Source organism: Salinisphaera sp. SWV1 (genome assembly GCF_052044155.1).
Classification (GTDB): Bacteria; Pseudomonadota; Gammaproteobacteria; order Nevskiales; family Salinisphaeraceae; genus Salinisphaera.
In genome coordinates this window covers 1-13,673 of the sequence record NZ_JBQDYE010000032.1, presented here as the reverse complement: position 1 = coordinate 13,673, position 13,673 = coordinate 1, and the positions used below count along the sequence as shown (strand labels likewise).

Here is a 13,673-nt window from a genome sequence, read left to right as displayed (position 1 = left end):
GGTCAGGCGCCGCTGGCGAACGCCTTCAAACGCTCACCTTCCAGCCGATAACCGATCCACTCGCTCTGCGGGGTAGCGCCAATCGACTCATAGAAAGCGATCGCCGGCGCGTTCCAGTCGAGCACGTTCCACTCGAAGCGGCCATAGCCGTACTCGACCGCCATGCGCGCGAGATGGCGCAACAGCCGGGTGGCATGGCCCTGGCCGCGCGCCGAGGGCGTGATATAGAGATCTTCCAGAAAGATCCCGTGGCGCCCGAGCCAGGTCGAAAAGTTGAGAAAATACACCGCAAAGCCAACCGGCTCGCCTTGGACCTCGGCCATCAGGGCATGCACGGTGGCACCCGTACCGAACAGACGCTCGCGGATATCGTCGACCGTGGCCACGACTTCACGCTCGGCTTTTTCGTAGATCGCCAGTTCCCGTATGAAGCCGAGAATACGCTCGGCGTCGGCGGGTTCGGCGGGACGAATCACAAGTTCAGACATCGTTGCGGGACTCGGAAACAGACAATCAGGCGCCCCATTATCCGGAAACCGGACAAAAGCGCGAGCCGGAGGCATCGCGTGGTATACGCCACGGCAGGTGACGTCGATCATCACTGCCGGCGCGCGACCAGACTCTCCGCTCCCGGCCAAGCGGTTCGATCAGCCGTCAAGCGCCGGATCCGGTACGCGCGGCAAACGCGCGGGATACGCATCGAGGTAGGCATTGGCCGCGCGCAGCACGCGAATGTCATCGAACATGCCGCCGGCGAGCTGGAAGCCCACGGGCAGCCCCGAATCCGTGAAACCGCAGGGGATAGAGGCCGCTGGTTGCTGGCTGATATTGAATGGATAGGAGAATGGCGCCCATTCTTCCCAGTCGGTCATATCGCTGCCCGGCGGCACTTCGTGATTGATCTCGAACGGCTCGATCGGTACCGACGGCGTCATCAGCAGATGATAGTCCTGGTTGAAATGTTCCAATTGCTGGGTCAGCTTGGCGCGTTGGTCGAACGCTTGGAACAGATCGAGCGCGCTCCAACGCTCGGCCTTCCGGGCATTGCGCACCAGGCCCGGATCCAGCAACTGCCTGGTCGCTTCGTCGCATTGCGCCCAGACCGCGAGCGAGGCAGTGAACCAGAGCCGACGGAACACCTCGATCGGCGACGAAAAACCCGGGTGAATTTCGACGATCTCGGCGCCGAGAGCTTCCAGTTTTTCGGCCGCTTCGGCGACCCGTGCGGCGATCTGCGGGTCGACCTGGGCATAGCCCAGATCTTTCGAATAGGCGATGCGCAGACCGCGCAGATCACATGCCAGATCCTCGCCCCAATCATTGGGCTGGCCACGCTTGGCATAAGGGTCGCGAAAATCGTAGCGGCCGATCACGTTCAGCATACGGGCCGCGTCACGTGGATGCCGGGTGATCGGGCCGATGTGTGACAGGGTGGCCATCTTCGACGGCGGCCACTGGGGAACCCAGCCGAAGCTCGGCTTGAGACCGAACACGCCGGTGAACGCCGCCGGGATACGGATCGAACCGCCGGAATCGCCCCCTTGATGCAGCACGCCCATATTGAGCGCGGCGGCGGCAGCAGCCCCGCCGGAGGAGCCGCCGGGCGTGAGACGCGTGTCCCACGGATTGCAGGTGGCGCCGAACACACGGTTGTCGGTCACCGCCTTCCAGCCGAACTCGGGTGTGTTGGTCTTGCCCAGCAATACGGCGCCGGCCTCGCGCAGGCGCGCAGCCGGCGGGGCATCGGTCTCGCACAGCGCCGTACCGGTCGTCGCCGAGCCCTCACGAGCCGGCATGCCGGCGACCTCGGTCAGATCCTTGAGTGAGACCGGCACACCGTCGATGTCCGAGCGTTGCGTGCCCTGCCCCCAACGCCGCGCCGACTCGGCGGCGGCTTGTTCCGCGCCTTCGCGGTCGACGTAGACATAGGCGTTGACGTCGTCATTGAAGCGATCGATACGATCGAGCGCGGCGCGGGTGGCCTCCAGGGGTGAAGCCTCGCCGGAGGCAAACAGTTCGGACAGCTGGCCGGCGTCCATCAGGCCGAGATCGGTATCGTGATCGCTCATGGTGTCGTGCTCGACGGGTCGAATGATCAATTCTGACCGTAACGCCCGGATGTCAACCCGGCTATCCGTATTGGTACGCAACCCTTTGACAACACAGGCGCCTGTGGTCCGCTGACGCGGCGCCGACCGCGTTCACCCGGCCCATGCCGAGCCGGCCGTACAACTGACCGCCGGGAACGGGTAGTACCTGTTCCAATCGGCGCTTAGTCGAAGACCAGCGCCTCGCGACCGGCGCCGCAGCGCCGCGCCGAACGCATGGCCACGCCTTCGCTCATGGCGGCCCGGATCAGTGGTGCAACCCGCCCGAGCGCGGCCGCCGCGGCCCGGTCGAGCACCCGCTCGCGCCGTGTCCGCCCCATGTGGACCCGCGCCCATTCCGGCAACAAGGCGCCCCCGGCGCCGAGAAAGGTCCGGCGCGATACGCCGGCCACCGGCACCGGCAGTTCCATCGCCTCGAGCACCGCCAATGTGGCGCGCGAACGTTCGTCGAAGCGCAGCTGGGACTGGATGGCCGCGAAATAATCGGTCATTTCGGCTTTCGAAGCCGGCACGTTACGCGCCCCGAGGCGTTCGGCGATGCGGCGCGTCTCGTCGAAATAACGATCCTCCGCACCGGCCGGCAGAGCGGCGCGGCGATAACGCTTGTAGCCTTCGATGAACATCGCCATCTCGGTGCAGTGCACCCAGGTCAGCAATTCCGGATCGCGCGCGTCGTAGGGCTCGCCTTCCGGCGTCTCGCCCACCACGCGGGCATGCATGCGATCCACGATATCGATCAGGCGCTCGGCGTCGGCCATCGGCGCGTAGCTGGTCGCGGCCACGAAGGTGGTGGTGTTGCGCAGCCGGCCGAGCGGGTCCTCGCGAAAACGTGAATGATCCCACACGCCGGCCAGCGCGCGGGGGTGCAGCGTCTGCAGCATGAGCGCGGCGATACCGCCGGCCATCATGCCCGGGAAGTCGGCATGGATCTTCCATGTCACCGAATCCGGGCCGAACAGCCCGCGGTCGCCGACCGGCGCATCGTAGTCGATGCCGAACTTGTCGTGCGTGGCCACGGTATCGATGATCCAGCCCCGCACGCGCTCGTGTATGGGGTCGAGCCAGCCACGAGGTAGCCAAGGCACTCCGGAGCGCAAGCCTGTTTCTCCGCACTGAAAGAACAATCCGGCAATGACTATAACCCACCGTCCCTTTCGCCGGGGCGCCCCTACCGCCCTGGGGGCTGTGCAGGATGCTCACCCGGCCGAGCACCGCGGACGGGTCGCGAATCAGTCAGCTGCGGCAAGATACGAGGGCCTGTTGCAGCGCAAGCCGACAGTCGACGAACCGCGACCTCGCGCATTGCGCGCCGGATTACACGCGGAGTGCCAGGGCCTTGCTTTAACGTTGGTGGACGGAACGAGCATGGATCGATACCCGTGAGGACAACGCGCTAAAACGTCGCCCACTCGTCGGCTTCGGCGGCCGGCTCGGCGGCCGCCGGTGTCTGCGCGGACTCGCGCGCTCGAGTCGGCGCCCGCCGGGTCTCGGGCTGCTCGGACGCCTCGGACGCCGCCGAAGACTCGGAAGACGCCGCAGGCGGGGCCCCAGCCTGCCTGTCCTCGTGCACCGGGGCGGCATCGGCCGACTCGTCCGATAGCTGTTCCTGGCGGGTCGTCGGCGCATGCTGCCCCAGGTGGAAAACCGACATCTTGGTGAACAGTTCCTGCGCACGGCTTTGCAGATCGTGGCTCGCCGCGGCGGATTGCTCGACCAGCGCCGCGTTCTCCTGCGTGCTCGAATCCATGTCGGCGATCGCCAGATTGACCTGCTCGATGCCCCCGGCCTGTTCGCGACTGGCCGAGGCGATCTCGGCGATCAGCGCGCTCACCTTGTGGATGCGCGTATTAATGGTCTCCAGCGCTTCGCCGCACAGGCTGACCTGCTTGGAGCCATCCGCGACTTTCGAGGCACTGTCGGCCACAAGCGCCTTGATATCGTCGACCGCGCTGGCACTGCGATTGGCCAGGTTGCGCACTTCGCTGGCCACCACGGCAAAGCCCCGTCCCTGCTCGCCGGCCCGGGCCGCCTCGACCGAGGCATTGAGCGCCAACAGATTGGTCTGAAAGGCGATATCTTCAATCAGGCTTACAATGTCGGTGATCTGGCGGCTGGAGGCGTCGATCTCGCCCATGGCCGCCACGGCGCTGCGCGCCACCGAACTGCCGTCGTCGGACCGGGTCTGCACATCACGCGCCAGTGTTTCCGCCTCGACCGCGTTATCGGCGTTCTGCTTCACGGTGGCCGTCATCTGCTCCATGGACGCCGCGGTCTGCTCGAGACTGGCCGCCTGGCGCTGGGTCCGGGCATTGAGTTCCTCGCTGCCACTGGCAATCTGGGACGCGCTGGCGCCGACCGACTCCGAACTGCTCCGGACGTCGCTCACGGTATCGACCAGGCGCTGCTGCATCCCGCCGAGGGCGGTCAGCATGGCGCCGAACTCGTCGCGGCGCGAATGGGCGATCTCGTTATCCAGGTGGCCATCGCCGATCGACTCGGCCAACCGCCGAGCCTGGGCCAGCGGCCGCGTCACCAGACGCACCAGGATCACGGCCACGATCACGCCCGCCAGGAGCGCACCCGCACACGTGCCCGCGATCAGCAACGACAGCCATTGGGCAATCTGCCCGCTTCTGGCGTGTACACGCTTGGCGGCGGCCATTTCGCTATCGCGCAAATCGTAGAGCTTGCGCGCGGCGATGGTCAGCGGCAGCGACAGCCGGGCGTTGTAATAGGCTTTGGCCAGAAAGGTCTTGCCCTGGCGCAGCACTTTCGCGAACTTGTCCAGCTTCGGATTGAGCTTGTCGAACGTCTTCTGCAGCTTGTCGGCCTGCTTGCGCTCGGCAGGCGACGAAACACGCGCCGGGTAATAATCGCTCCAGTGAGTCTGCAGCGTCTGGCGCGCGTCCTTCAATTCATCGGCCAGGGCCTTGATGTCGCCAGGCTGGCCGGCATGCAGACGGCCGCGGACGTTCTGCAGCATGGTCGCGTAGGTCTGGCTGGTCTCGGCCAGCGCACTCACGCCCCGCAGATTCGTGGAATACAACGCGTCGTTTTTCGCATTGAGCTGTGCCACCGCATAGAGCGACAGCGCGCAGAGCACCACCCACGCCAGAATAGTGCTCCCGAAGGCCCAGGTGATTTTAGCTTTGACACTCGACAAGAATTGCACAGCTCCTCCCTTCGCGTTCAGAACAGGCACAACCTTGTCCGGGTGGCCTGCCCGATATGTCGCGTATCGGCGGACGGGCTTTTTTCTTGAGCGTCTCGACTGCTCGTGCGCCTGAAGCAGCGCCTTGATCTTCCTTCTTGTTTGCGCTCATTCGCATGCATTGTTGGACCAATGCCCGGGCTTGTTCAGCCCGCCGCGTATCGGACACCATCAAGACCGACGCTGAAGAACAGACCGCGCCGCCCCCGATGCCGGGAACGGGCGGCCCGAGACCATCGGGAGTCGCGCATGGTGGCGATTTCGCGTCCGACCCGGACCGCTTCTTCGCGGCTCGGCGTCTTGCGCTCCGGGTGCTTCGGCGACGTGCCGTTATCGAAGCGGACTTCGACTTCCCAGCCACTGTGGCCTTCACGGCCCCTGATTTCGTAGATGTCGCTCGGCAGCGCGCTCGAGCGATTGCCAGTCGGCCAGATTCGGCTTCGTGACGTCTGCAATCGATTCGGGATAACGGCGCCGCGCCTGCGGACCATTAAAGACCCGGGTCGGGCGCGGCGCACACCGGGCGTATCAGGCGTTGCTGGACGCCGCCCAGAGATTGATGTCCTCGTCCGTGGCATAGTTGTCGATTTCGTCCAGCTCGGCCGCGGTAAACGACAGATTGTCGGCGGCCCGGGCGCAGTCCTCGACCTGCTCGGGCCGCGAGGCGCCAATCAACGCCGAGGTGATCCGCTCGTCGCGCAGCACCCAGGCAATCGCCATCTGGGCCAGTGTCTGCCCGCGGCGCCCGGCGATGTCGTTGAGCTTGTTGAGATGCGACACTGCCCGCTCCGAGAGCATGTCCGGATCCAGCGATTTGCCCTGCGTGGCACGCGAGCCTTGCGGGATACCGCCGAGATATTTCGAGGTGAGCATGCCCTGGGCCAGCGGTGTGAACGCGATCGCGCCCATGCCGATTTCGGCCAGGGTATCGGCCAGCCCGTCGCGCTCCACCCAGCGATTGAGCATGTTGTAGCTCGGCTGGTGGATCAGGCACGGCGTACCCATCTCGGCGAGTAGCGCCGCGGCCTCGCGCGTGCGCTCCGCGTTGTAGGACGAAATGCCCACGTACAGCGCCTTGCCCTGTTTCACCAGGCTGTCGAGCGCGCCCATCGTCTCTTCCAGCGGCGTCTCCGGGTCGACCCGGTGCGAATAGAAGATGTCGACATAATCCACGCCCAGCCGCTGGAGCGATTGATCGCAGGAGGCGATCAGGTACTTACGGCTGCCCCAGTTGCCGTAGGGGCCGGGCCACATGTCGTAGCCGGCCTTGGACGAGATGATCAATTCGTCGCGATAGCCGGCGAAGTCGGTCTTCAGGATCTGGCCGAAGGCGCGCTCGGCCGAGCCCGGCGGCGGGCCATAGTTATTGGCCAGATCGAAGTGCGTGATGCCGTGATCAAACGCCGTGCGACAGATCGCCCGCTTGGTTTCGTGCGGCGTGTCTTCACCGAAGTTGTGCCACAGCCCGAGCGATACCACGGGCAGCTTCAGCCCGGAGCGCCCACAGCGGCGATAGACCATGGACTCGTAGCGGCTCTCCGACGGGGTATAGGACATCGCGTGCTCTCCTGTTCGCGACACAGGCACCGTGCGACCGATCGATCTTCGCCAACGCTTGCGGCTGCCGGTCGCACGCTACATGCAGGATTGGTCGGGTGACTCTATCACCGACGATCCTCCAGCGCGGCGCACGCAAAGCGAAGGCGATCGCATCGGCGGCCGAGGCAGGCCATGCGCTATTAACCCGGCACAAAAACAGATGATTTTTCGGGTTAATAGCGCGAGTATGCGACCGCATGCTCGCCGCGGCCATTGGCCGCGAAGCCTTTGAAAATAAAAAACGGACAGGCGCCGGCTTTTATTTTTGAAGGCGTTGAAAACAGCTGATGAAGCCAGCTGTTTTGATGCCGGATTAATAAAACAAATCGGCCGGCGCCCGAGGGGGCACCGGCCGATTCGCAGCCTGCGCAGCAGTACTACTCGGACAACGAACGGCGCCGATAGGCGGCGAAGCCGAGCAGGCCCAAGGCGAGAGCGAACAGCGCGAAGTTGCCGGGCTCCGGCACATCGGCGGGGCTCGGGTCAGAGACATACTTCAGCGTCGCCTTGACGGTGGCGCCGTCGCAGGGGCCACTGTCGAGCCCCCAAAGGCCGCGGTTGAACGTCTCGTCCGACAAGCTGACCTGGATCAGGCCGTCGCCGTTGGGGCCGAAGGCGAAGTTCAGCGGGTTATTCCAGTGCACGACGCCCTCTTGATACCAGTCGAGGAAGCCAGTGAAGGTGCCGTAGGTTTGGCCGTTGATCGTACCCTGACCGCTCGTCGGCGACGTGAAGCCAAACTGCACGCTGATCGGCTCAGACGTGAACCCCTGCAACAGGCTGTATTCATTTGTCCAGATATCGAACAGACCGAACGTTTTGGACTGTCCGACGTTCAAGTCATAGCTGAACGGGTTGTGCGAATAATCCTGCGTATGAATCGCAAGCCCCGGATAGGAGGAATTGGCGGTAACGCTATAGGACGACGAGATCATCGTCGCATTCGCGCTGACCGACACCAGAACTAACAACGCAAGCGCGCCCCACTGCAACATTTTCATGCTTAACCCTCGTGAATTTTCGGCGCTGAAGCGGCAGCATACCGCGCGCCATTCCCGGGCGTAGAGCAAGCAATGTGCCAAACACCGATCACTTTATGTGCGGCATCGGTATCGACGGAGACCGGAATCAAGCGCCCCGAAAATATACAAACAAAACAATATGATATAAGCATGATATAAGGTTGCGCGATGCATCGATCTCTTGTTTTCCCGAATGGGCGAACCGCGGACAGGGCAAACCCACGCCACCACAGCACGACGCTGTAAGATGACCCGACGCCCGGGGCATCACCCGAATCGGCCCGGCCGGGCCGTACTGATCGGATTACGGCCTTCAGTCGGGCGAGTGGGCGGGCCAACCCTCGAAGCCAAAACGAATTATTGGCCGCCCGACAATCCGGCACCGGCATGGTCCAACGTATCGAGCTGACGGGCCACATGACAGCCGAGCCGACACCACAGGCGCGGCGCCCGCCGCCGATGATGCCATTGGATCGGGCCGCAATGCCGTGCCGATCCGGCGGCCGTCGGCTTGTTACAGAACCCTGCCGGGCGCGGCCCTGCCCGCGGCCGGAGGCGACCGGTCGTGCCGCGGCACCGAGCCGGGCGTGGCCGCCAGCTGCCTGACCGCGGCTTCCAGTCGAGCCTGGTGGCTTTGCAGGTCGGCAACCTGGATACGCAAGCGTCCGACCTCGGCCGAATTGGCCGCCGGCTTGTTCAGCGCGAACAGCGACACGACCACGGCCAGCGTGGAGATACCGATATGCGTCCAGTTGCGGACCCTCTCCTCGGACTCGGCGCGCGACTTCTTGCGAAAATACGGCCCGAGCCCGCCCGTGCGCATCACCCGCCTGGCCTCCACGCCCAGGCGAAAGTAGCGGATATTATCCTCCGCGTGGCCGCAGTCCTCCAAAAGCCCCGGATCAACCCGGGCCAGCCAGGCGATCATGCGCTGGACCCCTTCGCCGTTGTCACCCATGCCGCAACGGTCGGCAATGTGGGCCCAGTAGAAGTACGGCTCGTGCTGATCGGTAAAATCGATACAGGCCTGGAGCATGCGATCGAGCTCGTTTATCGGGAACGGCGCTTTCATCGGTTGGGCCTCGCTCAACGCAATCGTTCAACACCCCGCCTCGTTCGATAACAACGAATACGCCGCATTGAGCGCGGTGGCAATATCCGGGCGGCGCGGCACGCCATGCGCCGCTGACCGCGCACCGCTTGCGAGGGCGGGCGCCGCCGTCGTCCCCTGTACCCAGCGCGCACCGGCATGCCGAATACGGCAGAATAACCGTGACAAGGCGCTGTGGCCGGTTGCCGTGCTCGGCATTATCGTCGTGGTCACCCTCGTCAGGGGTATCCACTACGAATTGCGCTATCACATGACACTCCTCTTGCCGCGGCTGCCGGTCCGGCATCGCTTGCGTATCGTGCTCGGCATATTCGGCGCGTCGTTTCTTTTCCTCGCAATGCAACGCTACTGGACCCGCCGGGATGTGGCCGACCATTGAGGCGGCGAACCCACCGCGCGCCACCCCTCGATTCCGCGGCTCGCAGCCGTGGATCCGCGCACGCCGGGGGCGCGACTGGAATTTTCCCGCCCATGCCCATAGCGTTGCTTCCGATCCATCGCAGACCAACGCCCGAGCCGTAAAAGACCCATGAGTGAAAACGACCTCGTCGAAGCCAGCCCCTGCAAACTGCGCAATGGCAACTGGGGCTGCAAGACCCAGCAGCCGGTCCAGGTGGGCGACACCGTGCGCATCGTCACACGCGCCAACAAGCAGTGGCGCGCCGAGATCACGCAGGTCGTGTGGACCGACGACCAGACCTGCATCTGCGAAACGGCCAGCGAGAACAGCAAGCCCTCCGCGGCATCGCAGCCCGGGAAGACCCAGCCTGCGGCCCAAAACGGCCCGTCCCGAGCGGGCGCCCCCGGAACGTCGCCAGCCCGCGAAGACGACGCGCCGGCGCCGCCCCGTACCGAAAATATCCCGACCGACGATCTCGATGCCATGGCCGATTCAGCGGCCGAACACGACGGCGAGCTCGACGACCTGATGAGTGCACTGCAGGAATTCGAGCGGGAGCCGCGCCAATAAGGCGCCCAGCTGCAGCGCCACGACACGCCCGGCAACCGGCGCCGCACCGACATGCGGCTCACGCCGGCCGATCACTCACGCCCGGGCAGCGTGGCGGCCGATCTGCCCCGGCCCGTGGCTACGGCTCCTGCGCGCTTTCAAGCACGGCGGCCCAGTCGGCGCGTTTTTGCAGATAGCGCCGGTATCCGAGCGTCCAGAGCACCAGCAAACCCATGGTGCCGTAACCGATGAAGGGCTGGACGATCAGGTATTCGTGGATGCTGACCGAGAAAACCAGCACGCATGCCGCGGCGGTCGACAACAGCAGGCCCACGCCCCAGGTGAGTGTCATGACCGTCATCGCTCGATGAAAATGCGGCTGGTGGCGAAGCGCTTCGAACACGGCGGCCTGATCCGGAGCGCTGCGCTCGATGCCGGCCCGGGCGAGATAATAGATCAGCGGCCTCCGGACCAGCACCGAGCCGAGAAAAACCATACCGATCAGTGCGGTCACCAGATTCTCGCGCAGCTGAAGAAACCGCGCCGACCCCGAGCCGATCATCGCAAGCAGCGACAGCGCGATACCCCCGAGCACCATGACGGAAACGGCATCCAGCCGTCGTCGCCGCACGAACTCGATGATGGCCCACAGCATCGGCGGCACCGATGATGCCATCAGCGCCCGCACATCCCCCAGGGTCGGCGCCAGCTGATCGTAGATCAAAAGCGGCAGCACACAATTGACGCCGAGCTCCGCGGCGAGGCGCGCACCGTGATGCCAAAATGGATGGATGAAACGGCTCATGAGCATTGGCCCCGCGTCGGCCACGCCATCAATGGCGAGTCCCCGATCGATGGTACGCCCAACCCACGCTGCCATACAGACCCGGCCAGGTGAAGCGCGTCGACCGCCGCCGGCCGCCCGGACAACCGCCCGCTTGATTATGTATAAAGTTCAGTCAAAGGCTAGACGACGCGCTTGCTCGCGCATGTGAAGCAGCAATGCGCTGACTTCACTTCTTGTTTGCGCTCATTCGTGTGCATTTGCGGACAAGATGCCCTGGCGTATTCAGCCAGCTGCGTGTCGTACATAATCAAGACCACTCCTTAGCGGACCGGCCGCGCCTGGCCGGGAATGGAGCCGGCATATCCGGCGCGCCCCGAGCAGACGGCACCTCGCCTGTCGCCACGTCCGAGTGGGCCACATGCGCTGGCGCGGGTTGCTCAATGCCGCGCCGGCCGTGCGACGATCGTGGCTCCCCGACGCCGCTGTTGCTACGCCGCTTTCGACACTACTGCAGGCCGGTCATCAGCTCCGGCTGCCCCCAACCCGCGAGTCGGGCATGCGAGCGCTGGAAATAAGCCCGCCAGAAATCTTCGAGGCTTTTAAGCGTGTCTTCGCCGCGATAGCCCCTGTCAGCCGCAAACCCGGCCCCGGTCACATAGACCTTCGCGTCGCCCCGTTTGAAATAAACCCCGCGCCGGCGATCTTTTTCAACGCCTCGCCGGCGTTGGTTGTGCACTCAGGGCCACCTGCCCCGCCACTCGAGGCGCGACGCACGCAACGGGCGGCCGGCACGACACGGGGCGCCACACCCCTGGGCATACGGCGATGCGCCGGGGCAGTTACCGGGGCACAGCCCGACTATTTATCCGGCATCAAAACAGCTGACTTCATCAGCTGTTTTCAACGCCTTCAAAAATAAAAGCCGGTGCCTGTCCGTCTTTTATTTTCAAAGGCTTCACGGCTGATGGCCGCGGCGAGAATGCTTGCCCATACTCGCGTTATTAACCCGGCATGAAGCTATTTTCATGCCGGGTTAATTTAAGCGGCGATTATCGCGTCAACAGCGACCACCCGGGCGAAGATGTCCGACAACATCGCCAGTTCGGCGCGCTGCAGCTCGGCGGCCGGCAAGATCCCGTCACCGTCAGCACGCGGCAGATCACGGGTCGCCACGGCATCTTCCGCGATCGTGACCGGATAGCCCAACTCGTTTGCCACCCGCGCCGTGGTCGACACGCAGACATGCGTCATGAACCCGGCCAGCACCACCTGACCGACGCCGCGCTCTTGCAGGCGCGCCTGAAGATCGGTGCCACCGAAGGCGCTCGGCACACGCTTGATCACAACCGGCTCCTCGCCGTGCGGCGCGACTTCCGGCATGATCGAAACGTACGGCCCCTCGGGATCGAACATGGGGCCTCCGGCCTCCCCATGATGCGCGATATGGATCAGCGTCCCGCCATGAGCGCGCCAATGCGCGATCAGCCCTGCGATGTGCTCGAGCGCCGGGGCGAGACCGGATAACGGCAACGCGCCTTTGCGGTATTCCTCCTGTGCATCGATCACGATCAACGCGGCGGTTGCCGGCGTACCGACAGGCAGGCTTGCGCCGGCAATCTCAAGCATTGTGTGTGTGGCCATGTCTCGTCTCCTTGATTGCGAGCGCACATCATGATCCGGCTGATTGGCAATTCAAATCCGTTCGTTTGCAGGCATGCTCTGCGTATACGCAGATGCTAGACCAGACGAACCGCGATGAGCACATTGGATTGGGAAGGACTGAAAACCCTGGCGCTGGTTTGTCGCGGCGGCACGATGAGCGCCGCCGCCCGTGAGATCGGCGTCAACCAGACCACCGTGGCACGCCGCCTGCAGCGACTCGAGGCACAGCTGGGGTACCCCCTGCTACGCCGCGACGGTCAGCGCTTGCGCGCCACGCTGCGCGCCGAACCCCTGCTGCAGACCGCCCGGGCAATGGAAGATCGACTTGCCGCCACCCTGATTCAGACACAGACGGAACCGCGGCGCGAACGGATCGCCGGCGTGGTCCGCGTGACCGGGGTGGATGGTGTGCTCGAATACGCCGTCGGGCCCAGGGTCGACAGCCTGCTGTCGGCCCATCCGCGTCTACGGCTCGACTTGGTCGGCGGGAATCGCAATTTTCGTGTCGCGCAACGCGAGGCCGATATCGCCCTGCGCCTGGCACGCCCGACAAGCGGCGTCTTTCATGCCCGACGACTCGGCGATCTCGCCTACGGCGTCTATGCCACCGCCACGGACACAGACCCCGACAGCGCACCCTGGGTGGATCTGAATGAGCAATTCATCGACAAGCCCGAGCAACAATGGCTGGCGGCGCATTTTCCCGATCGGCGAACCATCGCACGCGCCAACCGCGGCGGCATCATGGTGCAATTGGCCCTGGCGACCGGCGCCTGTTGTTTGATGCCGCGCTGTATTGGCGATCATGTCGCAGGCTTGAGTCGGCTCGACATGACACCGGCCGGACGCGAACTCTGGCTACTGACCCATCAGGACATGGCCCATCTGCCCCGCGTCCGCGTGGTGGCCGATTGGCTGGCCGCCACGTTGTGCGACGGCGTGACCGTGACGCCTGCTTGATGATGCCTTCATGCCCGGGGCGCGTTCGCGTTACTGCGCGCGCGATCACAGCCCGAACATCAAACGCCGAGGCACCGACAAGCCAACCACCGCAGCATCCGCGATCGCCAAGATAACCGAGCCCGCCCGCACGCATGCGCATGTCACAAGGCCTTCTTGACATGCGTGCGTAAAGCGGCACCGGGCTCTAAACAGAGCCGCCCACCTTGGCTGCCAGCAAGCGGGCCATTTCATCTGCCGGCAAGGGTCGGCTGAACCAGTACC

The 13,673-nt window shown here is 64.5% G+C and carries 13 protein-coding genes; 3 read left to right on the top strand and 10 right to left on the bottom strand.

Translation table 11 applies throughout. The features are described from left to right. Positions 1-2 precede the first annotated feature (2 nt). The 7 genes from ACS8YF_RS14640 to ACS8YF_RS14610 form a co-directional block, all read right to left on the bottom strand. Complete coding sequence (locus tag ACS8YF_RS14640) at positions 3-488, bottom strand: N-acetyltransferase family protein (RefSeq protein WP_440850887.1); 486 nt, start codon at positions 486-488, stop codon at positions 3-5. A 159-nt stretch (positions 489-647) separates the two neighbouring features. After that, positions 648-2,069, bottom strand: a complete 1,422-nt coding sequence (locus tag ACS8YF_RS14635) for an amidase (protein WP_440850886.1) — start codon at positions 2,067-2,069, stop codon at positions 648-650. A 203-nt stretch (positions 2,070-2,272) separates the two neighbouring features. Further along, the gene (locus tag ACS8YF_RS14630; RefSeq protein ID WP_440850885.1) at positions 2,273-3,193 is read right to left on the bottom strand and encodes an oxygenase MpaB family protein; all 921 of its coding nucleotides are present in this window, start codon (positions 3,191-3,193) and stop codon (positions 2,273-2,275) included. Positions 3,194-3,501: 308 nt separating this feature from the next. Next, the gene (locus ACS8YF_RS14625) at positions 3,502-5,271 is read right to left on the bottom strand and encodes a methyl-accepting chemotaxis protein (RefSeq protein WP_440850884.1); all 1,770 of its coding nucleotides are present in this window, start codon (positions 5,269-5,271) and stop codon (positions 3,502-3,504) included. A 576-nt stretch (positions 5,272-5,847) separates the two neighbouring features. Beyond that, on the bottom strand, positions 5,848-6,876 hold the full coding sequence (mgrA, locus tag ACS8YF_RS14620) for an L-glyceraldehyde 3-phosphate reductase (protein ID WP_440850883.1): 1,029 nt from the start codon (positions 6,874-6,876) through the stop codon (positions 5,848-5,850). Positions 6,877-7,295: 419 nt separating this feature from the next. Then, positions 7,296-7,919: a PEP-CTERM sorting domain-containing protein gene (locus tag ACS8YF_RS14615; protein WP_440850882.1), complete on the bottom strand. Its 624-nt coding sequence runs from the start codon at positions 7,917-7,919 to the stop codon at positions 7,296-7,298. A gap of 535 nt (positions 7,920-8,454) precedes the next feature. Continuing rightward, the gene (locus tag ACS8YF_RS14610; protein WP_440850881.1) at positions 8,455-9,012 is read right to left on the bottom strand and encodes a hypothetical protein; all 558 of its coding nucleotides are present in this window, start codon (positions 9,010-9,012) and stop codon (positions 8,455-8,457) included. A gap of 67 nt (positions 9,013-9,079) precedes the next feature. Between ACS8YF_RS14610 and ACS8YF_RS14605 the strand changes: the two genes are divergently transcribed. Then, a complete protein-coding gene (locus ACS8YF_RS14605) occupies positions 9,080-9,430 on the top strand; it encodes a hypothetical protein (RefSeq protein WP_440850880.1) in 351 nt (116 codons plus the stop codon). Positions 9,431-9,580: 150 nt separating this feature from the next. Beyond that, complete coding sequence (locus ACS8YF_RS14600) at positions 9,581-10,021, top strand: hypothetical protein (protein ID WP_440850879.1); 441 nt, start codon at positions 9,581-9,583, stop codon at positions 10,019-10,021. A gap of 118 nt (positions 10,022-10,139) precedes the next feature. Here the strand turns inward: ACS8YF_RS14600 and ACS8YF_RS14595 are convergent, their stop codons facing one another. The 3 genes from ACS8YF_RS14595 to ACS8YF_RS14585 all read right to left on the bottom strand — a co-directional run bounded on the left by ACS8YF_RS14595 (position 10,140) and on the right by ACS8YF_RS14585 (position 12,353). Then, positions 10,140-10,880 (bottom strand): VC0807 family protein, encoded by a 741-nt coding sequence (locus ACS8YF_RS14595; RefSeq protein ID WP_440850878.1) that lies wholly within the window; start codon positions 10,878-10,880, stop codon positions 10,140-10,142. Between the two features lie 412 nt (positions 10,881-11,292). Beyond that, on the bottom strand, positions 11,293-11,523 hold the full coding sequence (locus ACS8YF_RS14590; protein ID WP_440850877.1) for a hypothetical protein: 231 nt from the start codon (positions 11,521-11,523) through the stop codon (positions 11,293-11,295). A gap of 302 nt (positions 11,524-11,825) precedes the next feature. Continuing rightward, positions 11,826-12,353, bottom strand: a complete 528-nt coding sequence (locus tag ACS8YF_RS14585) for a cysteine hydrolase family protein (protein WP_440850929.1) — start codon at positions 12,351-12,353, stop codon at positions 11,826-11,828. A gap of 189 nt (positions 12,354-12,542) precedes the next feature. Here ACS8YF_RS14585 and ACS8YF_RS14580 point away from each other — a divergent pair, with 189 nt between their 5' ends. Then, a complete protein-coding gene (locus ACS8YF_RS14580) occupies positions 12,543-13,409 on the top strand; it encodes a LysR family transcriptional regulator (RefSeq protein WP_440850876.1) in 867 nt (288 codons plus the stop codon). Positions 13,410-13,673 lie beyond the last annotated feature (264 nt).

What these genes read in the sequence shown, in the direction of transcription:
- ACS8YF_RS14640 (WP_440850887.1), bottom strand. Translation starts at nt 488, where the DNA reads ATGTCTGAACTTGTGATTCGTCCCGCCGAACCCGCCGACGCCGAGCGT.
- ACS8YF_RS14635 (WP_440850886.1), bottom strand. Translation starts at nt 2,069, where the DNA reads ATGAGCGATCACGATACCGATCTCGGCCTGATGGACGCCGGCCAGCTG.
- mgrA (WP_440850883.1), bottom strand. Translation starts at nt 6,876, where the DNA reads ATGTCCTATACCCCGTCGGAGAGCCGCTACGAGTCCATGGTCTATCGC.
- ACS8YF_RS14615 (WP_440850882.1), bottom strand. Translation starts at nt 7,919, where the DNA reads ATGAAAATGTTGCAGTGGGGCGCGCTTGCGTTGTTAGTTCTGGTGTCG.
- ACS8YF_RS14610 (WP_440850881.1), bottom strand. Translation starts at nt 9,012, where the DNA reads ATGAAAGCGCCGTTCCCGATAAACGAGCTCGATCGCATGCTCCAGGCC.
- ACS8YF_RS14600 (WP_440850879.1), top strand. Translation starts at nt 9,581, where the DNA reads ATGAGTGAAAACGACCTCGTCGAAGCCAGCCCCTGCAAACTGCGCAAT.
- ACS8YF_RS14595 (WP_440850878.1), bottom strand. Translation starts at nt 10,880, where the DNA reads ATGGCAGCGTGGGTTGGGCGTACCATCGATCGGGGACTCGCCATTGAT.
- ACS8YF_RS14580 (WP_440850876.1), top strand. Translation starts at nt 12,543, where the DNA reads ATGAGCACATTGGATTGGGAAGGACTGAAAACCCTGGCGCTGGTTTGT.